Annotated in this window: 20 protein-coding genes and 3 tRNA genes; 1 reads left to right on the top strand and 22 read right to left on the bottom strand. The window is 43.2% G+C overall.

The annotated features are described in order from the left end of the window. Positions 1-18: 18 nt before the first annotated feature. Positions 19-94 (bottom strand) — tRNA-Ala (locus tag BMZ78_RS14515). A 5-nt stretch (positions 95-99) separates the two neighbouring features. Continuing rightward, positions 100-176: transfer RNA gene (locus BMZ78_RS14520), tRNA-Ile, on the bottom strand. A 311-nt stretch (positions 177-487) separates the two neighbouring features. Here BMZ78_RS14520 and adhP point away from each other — a divergent pair. After that, positions 488-1,510, top strand: coding sequence for an alcohol dehydrogenase AdhP (adhP, locus tag BMZ78_RS14525; protein WP_093231161.1), 1,023 nt, complete (start codon positions 488-490; stop codon positions 1,508-1,510). Between the two features lie 69 nt (positions 1,511-1,579). Here adhP and BMZ78_RS14530 read toward each other — a convergent pair whose 3' ends face one another. The 20 genes from BMZ78_RS14530 to BMZ78_RS14615 form a co-directional block, all read right to left on the bottom strand. Further along, positions 1,580-3,031 carry a sigma-54-dependent transcriptional regulator gene (locus tag BMZ78_RS14530; RefSeq protein ID WP_093231162.1) on the bottom strand — a complete coding sequence of 484 codons (1,452 nt, stop codon included), beginning with the start codon at positions 3,029-3,031 and terminating at the stop codon, positions 1,580-1,582. 27 nt (positions 3,032-3,058) lie between these two features. Further along, positions 3,059-4,702, bottom strand: coding sequence for a sensor histidine kinase (locus tag BMZ78_RS14535; RefSeq protein ID WP_093231163.1), 1,644 nt, complete (start codon positions 4,700-4,702; stop codon positions 3,059-3,061). Between the two features lie 2 nt (positions 4,703-4,704). Then, entirely contained in the window at positions 4,705-5,853 is a 1,149-nt protein-coding gene (locus BMZ78_RS14540) for an iron-containing alcohol dehydrogenase (protein WP_093231164.1), read from the bottom strand. Between the two features lie 219 nt (positions 5,854-6,072). Beyond that, a tRNA-Leu gene (locus BMZ78_RS14545) sits at positions 6,073-6,161 on the bottom strand. A 183-nt stretch (positions 6,162-6,344) separates the two neighbouring features. Next, positions 6,345-6,902, bottom strand: a complete 558-nt coding sequence (thpR, locus tag BMZ78_RS14550) for an RNA 2',3'-cyclic phosphodiesterase (RefSeq protein ID WP_093231165.1) — start codon at positions 6,900-6,902, stop codon at positions 6,345-6,347. Between the two features lie 393 nt (positions 6,903-7,295). Further along, a complete protein-coding gene (locus tag BMZ78_RS14555; protein ID WP_093231166.1) occupies positions 7,296-7,523 on the bottom strand; it encodes a hypothetical protein in 228 nt (75 codons plus the stop codon). Beyond that, the gene (locus tag BMZ78_RS14560) at positions 7,520-8,731 is read right to left on the bottom strand and encodes a Ger(x)C family spore germination protein (protein ID WP_093231167.1); all 1,212 of its coding nucleotides are present in this window, start codon (positions 8,729-8,731) and stop codon (positions 7,520-7,522) included. The genes BMZ78_RS14555 and BMZ78_RS14560 overlap by 4 nt, the downstream gene beginning before the upstream one ends. After that, positions 8,706-9,818: a GerAB/ArcD/ProY family transporter gene (locus BMZ78_RS14565; RefSeq protein WP_175482502.1), complete on the bottom strand. Its 1,113-nt coding sequence runs from the start codon at positions 9,816-9,818 to the stop codon at positions 8,706-8,708. The genes BMZ78_RS14560 and BMZ78_RS14565 overlap by 26 nt, the downstream gene beginning before the upstream one ends. Beyond that, the gene (locus BMZ78_RS14570; protein ID WP_093231168.1) at positions 9,815-11,377 is read right to left on the bottom strand and encodes a spore germination protein; all 1,563 of its coding nucleotides are present in this window, start codon (positions 11,375-11,377) and stop codon (positions 9,815-9,817) included. Before BMZ78_RS14570 ends, BMZ78_RS14565 begins: the two co-directional genes overlap by 4 nt. 452 nt (positions 11,378-11,829) lie before the next feature. Then, entirely contained in the window at positions 11,830-13,413 is a 1,584-nt protein-coding gene (locus BMZ78_RS14575; protein WP_093231169.1) for a sodium:solute symporter family protein, read from the bottom strand. After that, complete coding sequence (locus BMZ78_RS19505; RefSeq protein WP_341849646.1) at positions 13,410-13,526, bottom strand: symporter small accessory protein; 117 nt, start codon at positions 13,524-13,526, stop codon at positions 13,410-13,412. The genes BMZ78_RS14575 and BMZ78_RS19505 overlap by 4 nt, the downstream gene beginning before the upstream one ends. A gap of 128 nt (positions 13,527-13,654) precedes the next feature. Further along, positions 13,655-14,635, bottom strand: a complete 981-nt coding sequence (gene hpaD / locus BMZ78_RS14580; RefSeq protein WP_093231170.1) for a 3,4-dihydroxyphenylacetate 2,3-dioxygenase — start codon at positions 14,633-14,635, stop codon at positions 13,655-13,657. 17 nt (positions 14,636-14,652) lie between these two features. Further along, the gene (gene hpaB / locus BMZ78_RS14585; RefSeq protein WP_093231171.1) at positions 14,653-16,134 is read right to left on the bottom strand and encodes a 4-hydroxyphenylacetate 3-monooxygenase, oxygenase component; all 1,482 of its coding nucleotides are present in this window, start codon (positions 16,132-16,134) and stop codon (positions 14,653-14,655) included. 27 nt (positions 16,135-16,161) lie between these two features. Further along, positions 16,162-17,652, bottom strand: coding sequence for a 5-carboxymethyl-2-hydroxymuconate semialdehyde dehydrogenase (gene hpaE, locus BMZ78_RS14590; protein WP_093231172.1), 1,491 nt, complete (start codon positions 17,650-17,652; stop codon positions 16,162-16,164). A gap of 21 nt (positions 17,653-17,673) precedes the next feature. Next, positions 17,674-18,429, bottom strand: coding sequence for a fumarylacetoacetate hydrolase family protein (locus BMZ78_RS14595; RefSeq protein WP_093231173.1), 756 nt, complete (start codon positions 18,427-18,429; stop codon positions 17,674-17,676). A gap of 22 nt (positions 18,430-18,451) precedes the next feature. Then, entirely contained in the window at positions 18,452-19,366 is a 915-nt protein-coding gene (gene hpaI / locus BMZ78_RS14600; protein ID WP_093231215.1) for a 2,4-dihydroxyhept-2-ene-1,7-dioic acid aldolase, read from the bottom strand. Between the two features lie 104 nt (positions 19,367-19,470). Then, the gene (locus tag BMZ78_RS14605) at positions 19,471-20,148 is read right to left on the bottom strand and encodes a GntR family transcriptional regulator (RefSeq protein WP_093231216.1); all 678 of its coding nucleotides are present in this window, start codon (positions 20,146-20,148) and stop codon (positions 19,471-19,473) included. A gap of 82 nt (positions 20,149-20,230) precedes the next feature. Beyond that, positions 20,231-20,401, bottom strand: coding sequence for a hypothetical protein (locus tag BMZ78_RS18890; protein WP_175482503.1), 171 nt, complete (start codon positions 20,399-20,401; stop codon positions 20,231-20,233). Between the two features lie 120 nt (positions 20,402-20,521). Beyond that, positions 20,522-21,187: a tetratricopeptide repeat protein gene (locus BMZ78_RS14610; protein ID WP_093231174.1), complete on the bottom strand. Its 666-nt coding sequence runs from the start codon at positions 21,185-21,187 to the stop codon at positions 20,522-20,524. Between the two features lie 254 nt (positions 21,188-21,441). Continuing rightward, positions 21,442-22,272 (bottom strand): aldo/keto reductase, encoded by an 831-nt coding sequence (locus BMZ78_RS14615; protein ID WP_093231175.1) that lies wholly within the window; start codon positions 22,270-22,272, stop codon positions 21,442-21,444. Positions 22,273-22,314: the final 42 nt, after the last annotated feature.

The raw sequence follows: 22,314 nt of genomic DNA on the forward strand, positions 1-22,314 counted from the left end.
GGTATCCCTCCATATTCCTGGTGGAGCTAAGCGGATTCGAACCGCTGACCCCCTGCTTGCAAGGCAGGTGCTCTCCCAGCTGAGCTATAGCCCCATATCTGGTGGGCCTAGGCTGACTCGAACAGCCGACCTCACGCTTATCAGGCGTGCGCTCTAACCAACTGAGCTATAGGCCCATATCCTTTGATTATCTCTTTATTATTCGTTCTTTCATGTCCTGACAGGTATATACTATATCATCCTTCTAGTAGAAAAGCAATAGGATTTTTAATAAAAAATAATTAAATTTATTATGATAAATCGGATATTATAACAACATTGAATAAGACATGCCAATTTTATGAGGAAAATACCGATTATCCGTACAAAAATGCCGAAACTTCGGCACAAAACAAGAAATTAGGTATGCACTTTACTATATTTAGGGTTTGGCACACTTTTTGCATTTCTAGTTTTGTGAAACTGATTTGAAAGGGGACTTAAAAAAATGAAAGCAGCTGTAGTCAACGAGTTTAAAAAGGCACTTGAAATTAAAGAGGTAGAGAAACCAAAACTGGAGTATGGAGAAGTACTTGTAAAAATTGAAGCTTGTGGTGTCTGCCATACGGACTTGCATGCCGCACATGGAGATTGGCCTGTAAAACCGAAACTTCCATTGATTCCTGGACATGAAGGGGTAGGAATTGTGGTGGAAGTGGCCGAAGGGGTCAAATCTGTCAAAGTAGGAGATCGTGTTGGCATCCCTTGGTTATATTCTGCTTGTGGTGAATGTGAATATTGCTTGAGCGGACAAGAAACACTTTGTCCACATCAATTAAATGGAGGGTATTCGGTAGACGGCGGATATGCTGAATATTGTAAAGCACCCGCTGACTATGTTGCCAGAATTCCAGAAAATCTGGATCCTGTTGAAGTTGCACCGATTCTCTGTGCGGGGGTAACAACCTATAAAGCGTTAAAAGTTTCAGATGCAAGACCTGGTGAATGGGTAGCGATTTACGGAATTGGCGGTTTAGGACACATTGCACTTCAGTATGCAAAAGCAATGGGATTAAATGTTGTTGCGGTTGATATCAGTGATGAAAAAATGGAACTTGCCAAAAATTTAGGTGCTGACATCGCAATTAACGGGTTAAAAGAAGATCCGGTCGAAACAATCCAGAAAAAAGTAGGCGGCGTACAAGCAGCGATTAGCGTCGCGGTAACGAAAAAAGCATTTGAACAAGCCTATCAATCAGTAAAACGTGGCGGAACCTTGGTTGTAGTCGGTTTGCCAAATGCTGAATTACCGATTCCTATTTTTGACACAGTCTTAAACGGGGTGACTGTAAAAGGTTCCATCGTAGGTACGAGAAAAGATATGCAAGAAGCTTTGGAATTCGCTGCAATGGGGAAAGTCCGCCCAATCGTGGAAACGGCTCCATTAGATTCCATTAATGAAGTATTCGATCGAATGATAAAAGGGCAAATCAATGGCCGGATTGTGTTGACCATGCAAGAAACAAACTAATTCTTCTTCAAAAAATAGTGAGCGCTTTCATTTTAGCCGTTCAAAAAGGGGCTGAATCCCAAAAGAAATTTAACCTTTTGGGTCAGCCCCTTTTTCTTTTAATAAATATCTAAGTTTACGGACAGTGATGTTTAACCGTTCCGCCGCTTCTTTCCTGTTCCCTACCGTTTCCTTTAACGTTTTCATCACAAAAGACCGACCGATCTGCTTTTCCAAATCCTTTACTAAGGATAGCACATGTTCCAAATTTATTTGATCACTGTCCTTCCATAATGAGAGAATATAGTTTGTCCAATCATGCAGGTAAGTTTCCAAATCCATGTCATCCCTGGTGTTTTTTTCATCTGGGATCACGTGTAACGAATTTGTTTGCGTTCTCATTTTTTCAGGCAGGTAATGGGGAGTAATGACATTTGTTTCCCCTTCGGCCAATGTCACTGCCCGCTTCACCACATTAAAAAGTTCCCTCACATTTCCCGGCCAATGATATCGTTTCATTTGCAAGATCGTGCCATCCGAAAAAGATAGATTGGAATTCAATTTTTTCAAGAAGTATTCGATGAAAAGCGGCAGATCCTCTATTCGCTCTCTGAGCGGAGGAACCGTTAATTTCACTACGTCTAACCGATACAATAAATCTTCCCTGAATGTTTTTTCAGCTACGGCTTGGGCAAGGTTGACATGGGAAGCGGCAATGATCCGGGTATTTGTTCTTCGGACTGTCTCGCCGCCTACTCGAATGTACTCCCCTGTTTCCAACACCCTCAGCAATTTCACTTGAGTGGCAAGCGATGCTTCTCCAATTTCGTCCAAAAATAAAGTCCCTCTGTTGGCTATTTCAAAGATGCCCTTTTTTTCTTTCACAGCCCCTGTAAACGCTCCCTTTTCATGACCAAACAACTCGCTTTCCAAAAGGGTTTCAGAAACGGCGCCACAATTGATTCCGATAAAAGGTTGATCATAGCGCATACTCGCATGATGGATAAAATGCGCTAACACTTCTTTTCCTGTACCTGTCTCCCCTTCAATAAGCACATTGACATTTTTTTTCGCAATTTTGTAGGCCAGTTTGGCTAAATCGTTCATTACTTTGTTTTTTCCCACAATAAAACCAAGTGTTTCAGCCAACTTATACATATCCGTTTGAGATGATGTTGAACCGCTGCCTAATAATCCTTCGATCAATCTTTCCAATTCTTCAATATCGTCAAATGGTTTCTCGATATAATCGCTTGCGCCATATTTAATCGCTTCAACCGCTGTTTTCACCGTACTATAGCCAGTCATGACAATTGCCTTACAGGATGGCAATTCTGTTTTCAATTGTTTTAACAGATCCAAACCGTTTGTATCCGGTAATTTTACGTCAATTAATGCAAGATCGAATGATTGTTCTTTGATGAGTCTTGAAAAATCTTTTCCACTAAATCCGAGTTTTACGTGATAACCCTTTCCTTCCAGTAAGTGCAGAAAAAAATGGCCTACTTCCCGTTCATCATCAATCACTAAAATATTTTCCATGGATTTCCTCCATCCTGAAATTTAGCGTTACTGCTTTGCCGGAAGTTTCAATATAAACTGGCTTCCCTTTCCTAGTTCGCTAATCACTTCAATTGTTCCGCCGTGGGCTTCCGCTATTCCCAGACTGACGGATAATCCAAGTCCAGTTCCTTTTCCTGGCCGCTTTGTTGTAAAAAACGGGTTGAAAATTTCTTGTAAATGCTGTTCGCTTATTCCTTTTCCATTATCCTTGACTGAGAGAAGAACCCAATGTTTTTCATTTTCCAGGACTGATCTTGTTTCAATCGTTATCACTTTTTTGGGGATATTTGTATCTTCAAGAGCATCTTTTGCATTGATTAAAAGATTTAAAATGATTTGTCCAATTTGCTGAACATTCCCTTCAATGAATTCAATCGAATCATCTAATTTTTTTTGAATCATAATATTTTGCTTTTTGATTTGATCCCCTACTAACCCCAGCACTTGTTCAACAGCCTCATTGACTGAACAATCTTCAAACACGTATTCATCTTGCCGTGAGAAGGTCAATAAATTTTGGATGATAGTTTTGCATCGTTTCCCGCACAAATGGATATCTGACAGGAGTTTATACGAGCGGTCATCTTTTGGTACAGATCTTAACAACAGTTGAGCATTTCCGAGAATAGCCGTTAACGGATTGTTCAATTCATGAGCGATTCCTGCTGCCATCTCGCCAATTGCAGCCAGTTTCCCGGATTGCAATAATTGAGCTTCAATCCGGCATTTCTCTGTGATGTCATTGATATAAATAATGGCGGCATACATGTTTTGACTCTCATTAAACACAGGATATGAATGAAGTTCACATACCCGTTGCTGGATATGAATCTGCCGATGAACAGGTTTTTTGGTTTGAAGATTTTCCATGATCGGACTTTCATTGATATCCATTGATAGCAGTTGATGAACGTTTTCGCTATCACTTAATTGAAAAAATTCTTTCGCCGCGTCATTATAGCGTAAAATGTTTCCCTGCAAATCAACCACCAATATCATTTCGGAAACGGCTCGAAAGGTTTCCTCCCACTCTTTTTTACTGGTAAGAACCTCATTATAAAGTCTAGCATTTTCAATACAAACAGCCAATTGATCGCAAAGTTGCTGGAAAAAGGAAAGATCCGATTCATCATATTGGACGGTTTCCTTACTTCCCATACTTAGCACACCAATCACTTTCCCCTTGCTAATAAGGGGGATTAAGAGCACACTATGAATTCCTAACGCTTCATAAACTTTATTTTCAATATAATCGTCTTTTTTTGCCTGTACCTGATAGAAAATCTTTTCGAGGGATTGAATTACTCTCCAATAAAGAGAATTTTCTTTCGGTAGAACAAAACCGATTGGGAAATAAAACGCGTTTGTTGGATAAACATTGGTTAACACCAATTTTTCATTTTCATATAAAGACAAGCTGATCCTTTCTAGTGGGAAAATCTCTTTTAATTTATCAAAAATGTTTTTTAACATCTCGTCCATGGACATGTCAATGTTAAAACTTTTGGTTACATCATTGACAATTTCCAACTGCATATTTTTCTTTTTTAGTTCAACAACCATCTTCTTTAATTCTGTATAATAACTTTTTTTGGAAGACTGAACTCCTGTTAGAAGATTAATCATTTGTTGCCGTTCGTTTATCTGCATCATTACCATTCCTTTCTCAATATTTCTTCAATATCTTCAACCGTTATGTCTCGAGGATTTGTAATCATGCAGGCATCATTTAAGGCAATCAGGCTCATGTTTTGTATTTCCTCTTTCTCCAAACCAATATCGGATAATCGTTGGGGAGCTCCAATATCCACTGCTAGATTTTTTACATATTCAATTGCTTTTTTTCCTGCTTCCATATAAGACATACCTCGAATATCAATACCAAGGAAAAGAGCAATATCAGCAAATTTTTTGGGGTTCGCCAGAAGGTTAAATTCCATTACATATGGAAGCAAAATGGAATTTAAGTCGCCGTGAAGGATTGGATACTTCCCCCCTACTGCATGTGACATGGCGTGTACGGCTCCCAGAATGGCATTGGAAAAAGCAAGGCCGGCTTGCAAGCTTGCCATCGCCATATTTGTCTTGGCTTCCCTGTTTATTTGTGAAGCGACAGAAGGACGTAAATGTTCCGCTACCAATGAAATGGCATTTTTTGCCTGGACATCGGTTAACGGAGTCGCGGCCAAACTTACATACGATTCAATTCCGTGCGTCAAAACATCCAATCCTGTTGAAGCGGTTAAACGGGCACTTTTGGTTGATAATGTTTCCGGATCTATAATCGCAATGTCAGGAATAAGCGATTTGGAAATAATGGTCATCTTTTTTTGTCCGACAGTATCTACGATTACTGAAAATTGCGATACTTCCGAGCCTGACCCGGCTGTGGTTGGAACCATTACTTGCGGAGGAAGGGGATTTTTAATTTTGTCAATTCCTTCATAATCATGAATTCTCCCGCCATTCGTTACAAGAATCGCAATCGCTTTTGCCGCATCGATGGCACTTCCCCCGCCAACACCAATAATCGAATCACATTCATTCTGGATATATACTTCACATCCCTTTTCCACTTCTTTATCTTTTGGGTTAATGGTTACATCATAAAATGTCGTATGTTTTAAACCAGCTTGTTTACAACTTTGAATGACAATATCCACCCACCCAGCTTCCATAACACCCGGGTCACTTACAATAAATACGTTTGTAGCCCCCAGCCTAAGACAACTTTCTCCTACTTGGTGAATAGAGCCATTTCCGAAGATGACCTCTGGCATCACAAATTTGTGAATATTCATCTTCTCCCCACCTATCGAAGCGTTGTATGGTAACATTTTAAGCGCTTTCAGTATATAGTACAATACTATTCACGCTTATATCTTTATTCAAACCATTATTCCAGTATTTGATTCACAATCAGAATCAGTGAATCAAGAATATGTTTCCCTGATCAAAATCTTAAAATCTTTCTATACAAATGAAAAAACCCCTAATTTGCTATCTTAGGAGTTTTCTGCTGGTGCCGAGGGCCGGACTCGAACCGGCACGGTAGTTACCTACCGCAGGATTTTAAGTCCTGTGCGTCTGCCAATTCCGCCACCCCGGCATATTTTTAAGTTTTCGCCGGAACATTTTAGAGTATAGCATGATATTTTGCTAATGGCAATATATTTTTTATTTCTTTTATCACCTTTATATTGTAACCAGGATCAAGGCCGCTATCGATTCTCTTTTTATCCATGATCCTCATCTCAGGGATTTAGAAGCGGCCATCCTCATTTTCTGAGGATCAGCCCAAAGGATAGGTTTTAAGAACATGATACATGGGGGTCATCCCCAGCTTTGTTTCATAAAGAACGATTCGATCAACGATCCATGTTTGTTTCAGATTGGCTGGAAAAGCTGGAAGAGAGAAGGCGCTATCTTTACATTTCCGTGCCAGGGTAATATGTGGGCGATAAGGGCGATCTTCTGCTCTAAAACCAATGGGTTCCAATGTTTGAACCACTCGTTGTTGCAACATTTGCAATTGAGACAGGTCGCCTTCCATCCCCATCCAAAAAATGCGCGGCTGATTTTTATTCCCAAACGTGCCCAAATGAGAAAAAGACAAAGAGAAAGGACGAATAGTGGATACAACCTTTTCCAATGCTGAAACCACTTGATCGATTTTTCCTTCTGTACAATTCCCCAAAAAAAAGAGTGTAATATGGTAGTCTTCAGGATCTACCCATTTTTGAAACGGGAAAGCTTGCTTCCATTGTTCCACTTGACCAGCAAGTTGCTCTTTTGAACCGCTTGGGAGAGGAACTGCAACAAAAATCCGTTTCGTTACGATGTCTTTCATTTTGTGTCTCCTTTCTTCCAGTTGAAAAGTAGTGGCATATGATTATAATAACAGCGATCATACTAATGAAAAAACGATCGAAAGCCATCAATGAGACTATCCTGAAAATATGGATACATTTCTCCCGCGCTTCGGAATGGGTTCCTTCCTCCGTGACGACTTCTGTACCATCACAGTCACTCCGTAAGGAACCCATCCCTCCGCTTAATATTTTTCATTCTTCTGATGGTGTTCCCCGTCACATGAGGGTCTATTGACAACCCCGACATATTACGGCAACTTTGCCAACAAGCTGATCAATTAATGGACCAAGCAGATGATCCCAAGCAAGGTTACTCCCCAATAGCTCAAGCCATCTCACTCCCGTTCCACCTCTGGCTCAGCCAGAGTCACCTATTTCTCCAAAAGCTTTCCCAGCGGTTGAAAGATGGTTTGGATCAGCTGTGTAGGACCAGGCATGTCAGGAAAGAAAATCAGCAATACGAACAATATCCATCCAACTCCAATCAGCACTGCAAAGGTCACTTTATCTTTCCGCTCATTTTCCTTGATTTTCTTCCAATGATATCCGGAAATCAGCACCACGAGGACGGTGATGGATAATAATTCAACCCATCTCACTTTTGCTTGACCTCTTCTTCTGGTTTAGTCGTACCTATTGTAGATAATCCTAATCTTGCTACTTTGACTTTCGTTTCATATTTCACTTCCACTTCTGGAAATATTTGATCCCAACGATCCTTCTCTTTTTTCCACACTTGCGGATATTTACGGTGAAAAGTCTCTGCAAAACCAAATATATCCACATTCCATTCCCGTGCCTGGGCCAGAGCCATCCTCTCTCTATCTTCAATATCTTTGGCTACTGCCTTTTCCACTTCTTGCAAAAATTTCGGGTTTGTGAATTCCAGGTTTGTCGTATTTTGAATCACATCTACTTCCGTATCTATTTTTACTGTCATGCTCCATTTTCCATTTTGGATTTGTGGTATGAGTTGTGAATTACTCTTCACCAGATTCAAGGAAACCAATCCTTCTTCTGCTTCTTTCGGTTTTACTGTAATCAAAGCGGTTTCAATCTCATTTCTCAACCATAGCATTCCTCTCGTTACCCGATCATTGATCCATCCCACCATCCTGTCTTTTTTGAAAAGGGCAGTACCATAAATGTATCCAATAGATTTTTTCTCATCTTTTTCTTCATTAGAGGAAGGTAATTTTTCGACCCAGGGTAGAGCTGCCGTTCCACTCTCGCCCGTTAACATTTGTGCCAAATCTTTGACTGTCACTTTTATACCCGTACGCATTTCTGCCAGCTCACGCAGGACTTCTGACGAATTGCGCTCAATCTTTGGAATTAACATTAATATCTCCTTAGCCTTTCCTTTGCTCACAAATACATCTGCCCGTTCACGTGGTTCGGTGTATCTCATCCAGAAGTCAATGTGTTCACGAAAGCCTTCTTTTGCCAATTCCTCACCAATAATGAGTACTTCATTATGTCCCCAAAAGATACGACGTGGAAGCTTTTCCTGAAGCTTTGCCATGGCATCGGCAAGTGTCACTCCAACAGCAGATCGGACAAATGTATTCTCATCTCCACCACTGCCTTCCGTTTTCATGCCACTCATCTCTCCTCCACCACCTCTTGGTATGAACACTTGAATGGAAAGTTCCACGCCTTTGTCTTCCTCAGGTTTATCCAGAGCAGCTGCGGTAATCAGTATCAAATCATTCACTTCAATCCGGTCCCAACAACCCGCAAGGGGAAGAACCGCCAGCCACAGAGAAAAGAGGATCTTTTTACGAAACCGAGAAGGAGCGATCATGCCTGTTCCTCCTTTGCCGCAGCCACGCAATACATAACAAAAGAATCGGAATGAGGACTTGCACCGTCATGGAATAAAAATAAAAAACCGTACCCTTAAAATGGGCGACCTCCTGATAATTTCGGGCAATCCAAAGGCTAAGTGGGAGATACAGAAAATGAATGGGCCATACGATTGGGTGATAATGAGAAAGATTTAGCCACTGTGCCATGCCAATTACAATCGCATACGAAAACACACAAATCTTTAAAAAAGCACCCAATACCCAGATGGCCATCACGAGGGCTTCCACATGCTCAAAAAAATCAGCAATACTGATGTAACGTACTGCTTTGATCACTGGATACGTGATATGTTTTGTAATGTCTCCAAATAAAAAGAGAGACACAAAATTAAACAGGATCATCGTTAGCATAACGGCAAATACCGAGATCATACCCCATTTCATCCTGTTTTCCTGACCCTTCATAGCTGGAAGTAGAAAAGAGATCAGGAAGAATTCACCAAACCATCCCTGGGGTACAAATGAGCCAATAATCGAAGGAGTAATTCCCTCCTCCATGATTGGGAACATATATTCGAATTTCATATCTGGAATAAGTAAAAGAATGATCGAAACAAGAAGAAACAATCCTATAGGAACGAAGACCTCCCCACATCTCCCTAATACCTCTGCACCACCAGTTACAGCATATGTACAAACAAAAATCATTCCCAGGATCATCACAAGAAGCGGAGTTTTAAACAAAAAATTCTCCTTAACAAATTCGGCGTATTCCCTAAAAACAATACCAATCGTATGTAGATAATGGAACAAGAAAATCGCTCCAACCATCTTTCCCAGAAATCGCCCCAGTATCTTTTCACTATATTCGATGACTGTTTGTTTTGGATAGAGCTTGTGTAATTGATAGGCTACATATACAGTGAGAAATCCAATACTCGATGCCCAAATCGGCGAAATCCACATATCTCGCTCCGCATGTTTAGCAGTCATAGATGGAACGATGAGAAGCGCCGTTACTACAATAGTTGGATACATGAGTACCGCTACCTGGAAAGGGGATATTCTTCCTTTTTCGATCATTGTTCATCCCCCTTGATTGGATTTGGCTTTTGTCCAGGCGACTGTCGAAAGATACTTCCTTTATTAGCAGGATCTGGGCGGGTATCCATCTTCCACCATGGAGCCCGATACAATACATCTTTCAATTCGCGAGTTTTTAATGGAGCGATGGGTGATAGATAGGGTACACCAAATGAACGTAATGTACACAGGTGAATAACAAGCGCAATAACTCCCAGCATCATTCCAAGCAATCCCAAGATTCCCGAGAGAATCATAATCGGGAAACGGAGCATTCTAATCGCAATCCCCGTTGTATAGCGCGGAAGTAAAAAGGACGCAATTCCTGTAATGGCTACAACCATGACCAAAGGAGATGAAGCCAAACCCGCTGCCGTCGCTGCTTGCCCGATCACAAGTGCCCCGACGATGCTGATAGCAGCCCCCACTTGTTTGGGCAGTCGCACACCCGCTTCGCGTAATGCTTCGAACGTGATTTCCAAAATCAACGCCTCAATCAGGGCTGGAAACGGAATTCTTTCACGACTTTGGGCAATGGTTAACAACAAAGTGGTTGGAATCATCTCCTGGTGGTACGATAGAACGGCTACATAAGCTGAAGGCCCTAGTAAAGCAATGACAAGAAACAGGAAACGTAACCAACGAATCGATGATCCGATCATATACCGCCCATAATAGTCTTCCGGCGCCTGCAATAAGACAAAGAATGTAATTGGTGCGACCAAAACAAAGGAAGTTCCGTCCACCAAAATAACCACACGCCCTTCAAGCAAACTGGCAGCTGCCACATCGGGGCGTTCTGTTGCCAGGAGCTGAGGAAACGGAGAGTAAGGGTTATCTTCAATCATCTCTTCAATATAACCGGTTTCCAACACACCATCGATCTCGATCCGTTGGACTCGCTGCGTTACTTCTTCGACCAAATCCGGGTTTGCCAATCCCTCGATATAAGCAATGGCTACCTCTGTTCGAGTGTAATGTCCAATACCTAACGATTTCATTTTTAATGCTGGGCTCTTAATCCTTCTCCGCAATAGTGAAGTGTTCACTCTCAATGATTCGATGAACCCTTCACGCGATCCGCGTATAACTGATTCAGCTGTCGGTTCCTCAATATTCCGCTGCTCCCATTTACCCAATCCGAAAATGATTGCCTGTCTTTGCCCATCCATCAGGAGTACAGGGTTTCCATTGGCAATGGCTTCAACGGCTTCTATGACCTTGTCTACCTCTACGATTTGGGAAACAGGTATTTTTTCTCTCATCGTATCAATGGAAATCACTTGCTCATGATGATTTTCTGATATCAGCGGAGCGAGTACATGCTGATTAACCTCTTCGATATTGGTTAATCCATCGATATAAACAAGAACGGCACGCGTATTACCCATCATGTTAAAATGATGAAAAACAACATCCGAACAGTCTCTATATATGGATTGTAACGTTTGTACATTGCTATTCAGATCAAATGAAAGCCCCTCTTTAGCCTGTTTTTGAGGTATATTTTGCTGCCTGGACTGATCTAACCATTTCCTGTTTCGCCTGAAAATGCTCATTCCGATCCCCTTGTATTCGTTTTTAATCCATTCTATCCATCGTAAAATGTTCTAAAACATGAGTGTTTACCGTTTGACGAAACCAGCTCTTTCTTGGATCACCAAAGGTTAACTGACGGAACCCATATACGCTGATTTCAAAAATAAAAAGAGAGAGTCTATCACTCTCCCCAGATTGTTGACAAAGTTTCTGTTATATACCGGTTTTCCTTTTCCGTTTCACTCCCGTTGCTTAAATACGAGCAAGAAGTCGTTCAACTGGAAAAGGAAAACCGGGTTTGTCAACGGCCTGGCCTTAGAGAGTCTACCACTCTCCACGTTTCTCCCTCGCTTCGGGCTGGGCTCCTTCCTCCGTGACAACTTCTGTACCATCACAGTCACTCCGTAAGGAATCCATCCCTCTGCTTTATAGAAAATTTGCTCGGCAACATGAGGGGCTTACTTTCTAAAATTCAACTCAACTCTTCCGCCATTTTTGAATCTTTTTTGATCGATTTATTTGTTAATAAGCTTCCAACCACAAAGACAACGGTTGCAATCGGTAAAGCATAAAAAAGCGGATCTACATGTGTCCATGGATAAGCCAGCAAGGTATCCATTCCAAACAGTGTTTTCGCCAGACCGAATGCTTTGGCTTCTTTTGCATGTAAAAAGAGAAAACCGAAAGCGCTGACAACAAAGCCTGCTACCATACTGGCAATCGCTCCTTGTCTGGTGGCTCGTTTCCAATACAGCGCTCCGATTAAGGCTGGCAAAAAACAGGAAGCACAAAGCCCATACCAAAAAGCGGTTGACTGGGCGATGATATTTCCCGGCAATAAGTAAGCCAGGACAACAGCAGCGAACATGCCCAGGAACACACCGATTCGTGATAAAAACAGCGGATTTTTGACTCGTAAGTTGATTCCCAATGTTTTGATAATGTCTTCACTAAATGCACTTCCTTGAACATGAAAAAGAGAAACAATCGTGGAAATCGCTGCCGACAATAACGTAAACAGGATCAAATAGAGAAACCACTCCGGCATGATCTCCTTGATAAATATGGGCATAATCGAATCGATATTGTTATTGGCTACAGCCATCGAGATTTTTCCCTGGGTATTTTTGAAATACAGGTTCGTGAGGGGGCCAATCATAAACGCAGCCCCTGTCATAAAGAACATAAAGACCCCACCGGTCATAACCGAACGGTTCAACGAGCGCTTGTTTTTTACGGTCATACAGCGCATGATGAGTTGTGGTTGAGCCAGTACCCCAATTCCCACTCCCATAATCATGGTACTAACCAATGTCCACCACAGGGGAGAACCCAAACTTGGCATCGCTGTCCAACCCTGGTGCCCTTGTTCAGCGAGTGAAGGTGGAACCATGTTTTTCATCGCTGTTAATCCTTCGTGGCCGGCAATGACCCCTCCAACCGATTGATAAGCGGCAAAGAGGAGAATCACCATCCCCAGTAACATCACAACAGCACAAAACGTATCTGTATACATGACGGCCTTTAAACCGCCACTAATCACATAAGCAGCAATCAAAATCGCGAGTACCCACAATGCTAAATGAAAATCCATGGACAGGCTTTCTTCCAAAAAGCGAGCCCCGCCAATCAATACCACACTTGTATATGCAGGCATGAGCACAAATATCATCAAACCAGAGAAAACAGTGACAAACCTGGACTGATACCGCTTCCCCAACAGGGTTGGAAACGTACTCGCTCCCAATTCGACAGACAATTTTCGTACTCGAACTCCCAGAAAAGCAAACGCAATAAACACACCCACTACAATGTTTAATAACGCCAACCACAGGAGTCCAAAACCATATAAAGCAGATACACCTCCAAATCCGACCAATGAAGAGGTACTGATGAAGGTTGAGCCATAAGACAGGGCCATAATGAGCGGATGAGCATTGCGGCCAGCGACCAAATAGTCCTCCTCGGTTCTGGTTCTTCGATTCCCCAAATAGGCCAGATAAGTCATGATTCCTGTATAGATGAATAGCATGATGATCAGGACAGGCAGGTTCATTCGGTGTCATCTCCTTTATTCCACATCACCAGGCTATAGATCACACAAAAGACTGCTGACAAGATGGTTCCGAGCCATGCTACCGTGATCCAACCATCCGCCATTCCCAGCATCTCTCATTCTCCTCCTATCTACTGCAAGATGAAGAAGATCCGATTTCCTTCCCGCTTGAAGCGCCCTATTCATAAGGACAGGAAAATCGGTTGTTTGCGAAAAACCGATTTCACCCTCTCATTTCTCCTTATAGGATGTTCTCTGGTTTCCTTCTTTCCAGCGTGGGTGGATGAACAGGTATGGACAAACCGGTTCCATCCAAAAATGAAGTCGCTTCAGTAAACCAGCTATCAGGGGCTTTATGTCCCCACAAGGTTTGTCGTCTTGGATCATCCAAGTCCCAACGAATCGGTTGAAAGTCCGGATCACTTGTGAGATAGTCACCTGTATATAGCTCCACCCGGTTGCCATCCGGATCTCTCAAGTATAAGAAGAAGGCATTGGATAAACCGTGTCGTCCAGGCCCACGCTCGATCGCTTGTGTGTATCCCAATGAAGCCAACATATCGCAAGTATGAATAATACTCATCGGTTCACTTACCCAAAACCCGACATGATGAAGCCTTGGACCGTCTCCATTCATAAAAGCAACATCATGCACGGTCGGCTTGCGATGTAACCATGCCGCCCAAATTCGTTCATTTTCCGTAACGGTATATTCCGAACAGGCAAATCCCAATTCATTTACATAAAACTGATAGGCTTTTTCCACATCGGGAACCATGCAGTTAAAATGATCGATTCGTTGCATTCTCGCCCCTTTATATAAATCATACCTTTGCAACAGTCGGTCAACCGTTTTCATCTCGACAAAAAATTCGAGCGGAATCCCAGAAACATCCTGAACCCTGAATGCCCGTCCCATGGCATGCTGACTGCCCTTTTCCAGCCACTTGGTCTTAAAACCCTTTTCTTCAAAAAATCGTGCAAGCGCTTCCAAATCGACTTCTGAGTAAACCTTGTAACTGAGCACCAAAGCCCCTGGCTTGTTCCCTTTCTGAAGTACCAAACAATGATGATGCCGTTCTTCCAATCCACGCAAATACAAATGTTCTCCATCGGATTCAGTTTCGACAAATCCCAAGGCATCCACATAAAAACCCCTCGCTGCATCCAGATCCGTTACCTGCAAAACTGCTCTCGCCGCCCTTATAATATTGAAAGCCATGCTTTCCTCCCCCTGTATCACTTCGGTGCCTTCATGTAATATGGTTTCGGCGATTGGATTTGTCGCAAAAAGTCCCGTACATATTCTTTCAGTGGCTCTTTTTCAAACTCATCAAAATAAGCCATACCCATTTTGATGGGATCGCCAAAGAAGTAATACTCATAATGCGTTTGACGGCCTCCGAACGCACTGAGTGTAATATCCCAGGCCAAACGGAATAACTGGACACGCTCATATCCACCCAGATTTTTCCCTTGCACCGCTCTTTCCAATAAATGTCCGATCTCTTCATTTTCAAAGTCCGCATGCGTCGGGATTCCCATCAAACCAGAAGCGCCCAGGATACGTAAAATTCCGACGATCCGTGGATACATGCGAGGATACCAATTGCGCGCTGCGTTTAAAGGAGCAAAATCGGGTGTCATGACTCCCCACCGATCCAGCTTGGCCTGATGCTCTGCCCGATACAAATGCGACTTCATCGTCTCCAAAATCAGCATGACCTCCGTTCCCTTGTCTTTGACATGCTGAAACTGGTCAATGCCGATCGCTTCCATCAAGCATAAAATCACACCCAATATAAACTCCGTTTTCACGATGTTTTTCGCAACCACTTGATGCGACATATGCACCACCGCATTGGTTTCCCGAAATGTCGCATTGCAAATCTCCGCACTGCCGCAAATAAAGATCCGATCCCATGGTACAAGCACCTTTTCAAACAGAACGATGGCATCGCCTTCCTCAAATCGGGAGCCAAGTGGATGATCCCATTCATTTTTGCCATAATCAAAAGACTCCCGGCACACAAATTTTAACCCTGGTGTATTGTTTGGGATGGCAAATGCGATGGAATATGGATCATCTTTGGAGGAAGCTTTGTTGACAGTAGAGGGAAACACCAAAATTTCATCGGTAATCCCACCTTGTGTGGCGAGCAATCTCGCTCCTTCGACAATGACCCCATCCTTTGTTTTTTCAACAATATGCAAAGCCACATGGGCATCTTTTTGCTCATACTGTGCTTTGGCCCGGTTCACTTGTGGATGAATCAGGGTATGGGTCAAACTCACATCATTTTCCCGGCAATATTCATAATAATTTTTGGCATTTTCCGCAAAAAGTGGATCTCCTTGCGCAAACCACTGATGCGCTGTCCCATAAGCCATCACGCTTGCATTTAAATAATCCGGTGTCCGACCCATCATTCCGCCTGAAACCCGTGCCCATTCCATAATCATTTCTCTTCTGGCAATCAGATCGTCTATCGTCTGTGGGGCAATAAAAGATAGCCCCACTTTTTCTCCAGTCGTTGGAGAAGGATATAGCATTTTCTCCGGTTTTTCATACTGTAAATCATACAGGCGCGCCATGGAGCGAACCACATTCCGAAAAGCTGGATGTTCGGTTACATCTTCCACTTTTTCCCCATGAATATATACATGATTGTTCGCTTTTTTTAACCCCTCAATATACTGCTGACCATTTCTAGCCGGCATTACTTTCGCCCCCTTTGATCCATATGATCAGCTTGATGCCTTTCCAAAGCGAGGAATGGGATGGTTTCCCAATGCAACATGAATCACTTGCATCTCCGTATAAAACTCAAAAGCATAATGTCCACCTTCACGCCCAATCCCACTCTGTTTCATTCCGCCAAAGGGAATACGTAAATCTCTGGTATTTTGCGAATTGATCCAAACCATGCCTGAATCAACCGCCTGAGCCACCCGATGCGCCCGGCTCACATCCTGTGTCCAGACATACCCTGCCAGCCCGTACCGCACATCATTCGCAAGTTCAATCACTTCCTCTTCCTCCTGAAAGGACATCACCGCCAATACAGGACCAAAAATCTCTTCTTGTGCGACTCGCATATGATTCTTCACATGCAAGAGAAGAGTGGGGACAACAAAATTGCCTCCTTCCAATCGTTCATCCAGTTTTGGCTGTACGACTTCAGCTCCTTCTTCTATGGCGATACGTATATACTCCCTTACCCTTTGGGCATGCTTCGGATGAATAAGCGGTCCTACTTCTGTCTTCTGATCCAACGGATCTCCTACAACAATCTTCTCCAAACGTTCCCGCAATGCCTGGACAAATGAATCGTAAATCGCCTCCTGTACAAACAATCGGGAATTGGCCGTACAACGCTCTCCGTTAAACGAGAAAATCCCCCAAATGCAAGCATCCAGAGCCCGATCCAAGTCGGCATCATCAAAGACGATGATTGGTGATTTTCCTCCCAATTCCATCGAAACGCGCTTCAGATGGCCGGCCCCATTTTTCATAATTTCCGAACCGGTAGCCGTTTCCCCCGTAAAAGAAATCAGACGTACATCTGGATGGGCGACCAGCGCCGCTCCAGCAGTTTCACCAAAACCGTGGACAACATTAAACACGCCTTCTGGCAAACCCGCCTGATGAATGATTTCTGCCAGTTTGTGAGCGGTAAGAGGTGACCACTCCGCTGGCTTTAGCACCACTGTATTTCCCGTCGCAAGTGCTGGAGCCACTTTCCATGTTTCGAGCATAAAAGGAGCATTCCATGGAGTGATGAGCCCTGCCACTCCTACGGGTTTGTGGATTGTATAGTTGAGAAATTCATCATCCACCTGATAAGCCTCACCCACCATACGACTTGCCACCATTTCCGCATAAAAACGAAAGTTCTCTGCTGCTCGAGCCGCCATTTTTTGGGTCTGGCGAATCGGCAATCCTGTATCCAATGATTCCAGATATGAAATTTCTTCTGCATGCGCGTCAATTATATCCGCAATCTTGCGAATATACTTGAGTCTCTCTTTTACTTTCATTCGGCCCCAAGGTCCCTGCTGAAACGCCCGAACAGCAGCTTCCACGGCCAATGCAATATCTTCTTCCCTGCCTTCCGCAACTCGATTGATGGTTTCATTAGTAAAGGGATTGATATTTTCAAACGTTCTTCCCGCCTGTGCTTCCACAAATTCTCCATTGATGTACAAGGGAACATCTTTCACTTTTTGCGCTAACATACTTTCCCTCCACACTTTTCTCTATTTTTCTGTTCGTCCATCGATCACCGTATTTTCCAGCGCACCCAAACCATCAATTTCCAAACGAAGCACATCGCCGGGATAAATATGGGAAATCCCTTTTGGTGTTCCTGTTAGAATCACATCATTCGGCTCCAATGTCATAAAAGAGCTGATAAACTCGATCAATTCCGGGATGGTATAAATGAGATCCTTGGTGTTTCCTTCCTGTCTCAATTCCCCATTGACGTACGTACGGAGAGTGAGGCGATTCACATCGGGAACATCATCCCGATCAACCAAATAAGGACCCATCGGCCCGAAGGTATCATGCCCTTTGGCACGGATGGGTGGCCGATAGTAGTTATGAACAAAATCCCTGACCGTTACATCATTGGCAATGGTATATCCTTTTACATATTGAAAAGCATCGGCTGCCCTGATTTTTCGCCCCGCTTTTCCAATCACGACGGCCAACTCATTTTCATAGTGCATATACGTGGCGCCATCCGGATAAACGATCGCTCCCCGGTGACCGATCAGAGAAGTATTGGGCTTGATAAACAGCACCGGCTCCGGTGGCTTTTGAAGTCCTAACTCCTCAGCATGATCGGCATAATTCAGGGCCAAACCGATGACCTTGTTTGGTCGAATGGGCGGCAACCACACGTCGATCTCGTCTTCTGTGTAGGGTTTACCTGACAGGGAAAGCACGATCGAATCCTTTACCGTACCCAATTGTTCACGACCTTCAGCAATAAATCGGACATGCTTCAATTCGCCTCTCCCCCATTCGTTCTCACACCGGAAATTTCACTTCCGTGTAACGTCTTAATACTTCGCAAATTTCCTGTTGCAATTCTTTGGAAGGCAAATCCATTGGCAAACGCAATTTTGGGTAAATTTTGCCCATCATCGCCAATGCCGCTTTAACCGGTCCAGGATTGGTATCCTTGAAAAGGACATCATTCAGGGGCATGAGTTCAAAATGGAGATCCTGTGCTCGTTTGACATCTCCCTGTGCCCAGGCATTGTACAGCTCGGCCACTCGATCTGGAACAACATTGGCCGTTGCACTAATATATCCAGCTCCACCGATGGCGAGCATCGGATAACACAATAATTCAATGCCGGAATATAACAGAAAGTCTCTTCCACAATACCAAAGCACACGATTAACATGCTCAAAATCCTTGTTGGATTCCTTCACGCCGATAATATTGGGACAATCTTCCCGAAGACGGGCGAGTGTTTTGGCTTCCAAATTGACAGCTGTTCGTCCGGGGATGTTGTAGATAATAATCGGAAGGTCAACAGAGTCTGCTACTGCTTTGAAGTGTTGATAGAGGGCATGTTGTGAAGGGCGGTTATAGTAAGGAACAATCACAAGAGCGGCATCTGCTCCCATTTCCTGTGCCAGCTTGGTGAGATAGAGGGTTTCCTGATGGTTTGTGGAGCCTGTCCCAGGAACAACCGGAACACGACCCCGACTCGTTTTGATGGCGATTTCCATAACCCGTTCCCGCTCTTCCAATGTTAACGAACTGGGCTCACCCGTGGTTCCTGTCACGGAAATCGCATGACTTCCACTGGCAATATGCCATTCGATCAATTCGACCAAAGCGGTTTCATCGATACTGTCATCTTCGCGAAATGGGGTGACAATCGGAGCAATGGAACCACGTAATTTTTCTTTTGCTTCACTCAGTCGCACGCGAACCTCCCCTTTGGCACTTTCAATGATGCTGGAAAAGAGCGGCACAGCGATTCCAAGCCACTGTGCCTTAAACCGCACTTACTCCCGATTCGGTCTTCATTTCATGAATGAAAAATACTGGTACCCTGTTTCTTCATGTGATTGAAAAACTTCACCATATTCATCTTATGTTCACGGGCAAATCTTTCAATTTCATCAAAGGGTCGCTGATTTTTCAGCATGGAAATAAGTTGATCATGCTCTTGAACGGACTGTTTGGCACGGACGGGAATAAACAGGGAACCCATTCTGCGGATTGAATCGAGCCGACTCCAGGTTTGGCGAATGTTTTCAATCAAATATTGATTTTGGCAGTATTCATAAATCTGATCATGAAATGTGCGGTTCAATTGACCAAAGCGAACAAAATCAAATTCCTTGAGTGCCTTTTTCATCGCTTCATTCAAATCCTGCAGTTTGGCGATTCTCTCGAATGGAAATGCAAGCGAGCTCAAAGCCGTTGCATAACCTTCCATCACCGCCAGAACCGATAGCGTCTCTACATACTTTTGTTCATCGATGGGTGTAACAACGGCCCCACTATACTGCTTGTACTCAATCAGGCCATCCGCTTCCAGCTGACGGATCGCCTCTCGTACCGGAATGGCACTTAAAGACAGCTCCTTGGCAATTTGACTGATGACAATGCGATATCCTGGTGAATAAGTTCCATCCAAAATACGAGAACGCAAAATTTGATAAGCATATTGTTGTTTATTGACAGGATTTTGTTTTTTCATATCTTTATCATATATGAAATCATATATGATTTCAAGAATATTAATAGAAAATGTGTAAGATAAATACAATTCGATCCCTTTTCTATTTCAGAAAAAGTCGCTCAACCAGAAAAGGAAAACCGGGTTTGTCAACAACCTCAGAGAGTCTACCACTCTCCGAGGCTATACTGATCCGTTTCTCCCGCGCTTCAGGATGGGTTCCTTCCTCCGTGACAACTTCTGTACCATCACAGTTACTCCATAAGGAACCCATCCTCCGCTTCCTTTCATTTTCCATTCGCGGCCTCTCTCTTAAAGAAAAAACCAACTTCCCTCATTCCAATGAGAAGCTGGTTAATTCATCCAAAAATGGATCGAACCGTTTCGGTTCCCGTTATTTGACTATTTTAAATAGTACCATAACAGCTACGATAAAAAGAATCCCCAGTATGTATATCTTGCTGGATTTTTTCGCTGGCTCTTTGGCTCTCGCCAATACAAGCCTTGCTTCATTGGAACCTCGATCAGCCGCTTTTTGTAACCACATTTCTCCTTCGGTTGTGTTTTGCGCCAACACCTCTCCTTTAAGCAAAAAATACCCCAGCTGGTACATCGATGACACATCGCCGGCTTCTGCTGCTTTTCTTAGCCATTTTTCGCCTTCTGCCACGTTTTCCTGATCCAATAAAAGCCAGCTCAAGCTTTTCATGGATTCCAGATCACCAGCTTCAGCCGCTCTTCTTAGCCACATTTCTCCCTGTTCCTCATTTTTGGCTACACCTTTGCCTTGGGAATAATAGTGGCTTAACTGCTTCATCGCAGCAATACTTCCCGCATCAGCCGCCTTGGTCATCCATTCGATCCCTTCCAGTATTTGCTCTTTTCCTTCGATGAGGTATTTTCCCCATTCATACATGGCTTCCACATACTCTGCTTCTGCCGCCTGCTGAAGTAACTTCACACCTTCTGCACGATTTTCGGGATCATTTAAAAGTTTTTTCGCTGAATGGAACAATTCTTCAATATCTTCGGAAGCGCTTGTTTTTTTAGACTCTGTCATCTCGATCTCCCTTCTCACTTTCTCAACAAACTATTTCATTTTTGTAAACGCTCCAGTCATTGGATATAAGGATAAGTGTATGAATTCCCTTTACTTCTTGTTAAATATCTATTTTATTATATACTAATTTTGTAACTTAACTGTACTAAAAAACCAAAAAATATTCAAAGAGCACAAAAACGCCGAACGAGGGAGAAAACGCCCTACGTTCGGCTTATATACTCATCTTTCAGGATATTTTCAGGGGCTCCATGTTAAAAATCAAAGTTGTCCGGATCCGGACCAAAGCGATGGTTTTTATTTAAACGGTCGATTTTTTCCATATCTTCAGGAGAAAGTTCAAAATCAAAAATCTGGGCATTTTCTACAATCCGATGTTCTTTGACTGATTTGGGAATGGTCACTACTCCTTTTTGCAGATCCCAGCGCAAGACAATTTGCGCAGGTGTTTTTTTGTATTTTTGGGCCAATGCCTGAATCGTTTCATCCTGGACCACATGTCCTTGCATGAGTGGGCTCCATGCTTCCAGTTGAATTTGCTGTTCCTGACAAAAGGCCAGTAATTCTTCCTGCGTGAGATAAGGATGAAACTCGACTTGATTGACCGTAGGCTTCACTTCACAGTCAGCCAAAAGATCCTCCAAATGATGTATCTGGAAATTGCTGACACCAATGGCCCGTACCAGACCATCCTTATATAATTTTTCCAAAGCTTTCCATGTATCTTTGTATTTTCCTTTCACCGGCCAGTGGATTAAATACAAATCTACATATTCTACCCCTAACTTCTTCCGGCTTTCTTCAAAGGCCTTCAAAGTAGAGTCATAGCCTTGATCAGCATTCCATACTTTGGTGGTGATAAAAATATCTTCACGGGGAATCCCTGATTCTTTGATGGCTTTTCCCACTCCGGTTTCATTCTTGTAGGCAGCCGCTGTATCGATACTGCGATAACCGGAACGGATGGCCGCTTTTACTGCTTGCTCTACTTCTTCTCCTTCTTTCGTTTTCCACACACCCAGGCCAAGCCATGGCATTTTTACGCCATTGTTAAGCAGGGTCGTATCATGAATGGATTTAGCCATATGTATTCACCTGTTCCTTTCATATCGTTTGATTATGGTGTA

Source organism: Thermoflavimicrobium dichotomicum (assembly GCF_900114055.1).
Classification (GTDB): Bacteria; Bacillota; Bacilli; order Thermoactinomycetales; family Thermoactinomycetaceae; genus Thermoflavimicrobium; species Thermoflavimicrobium dichotomicum.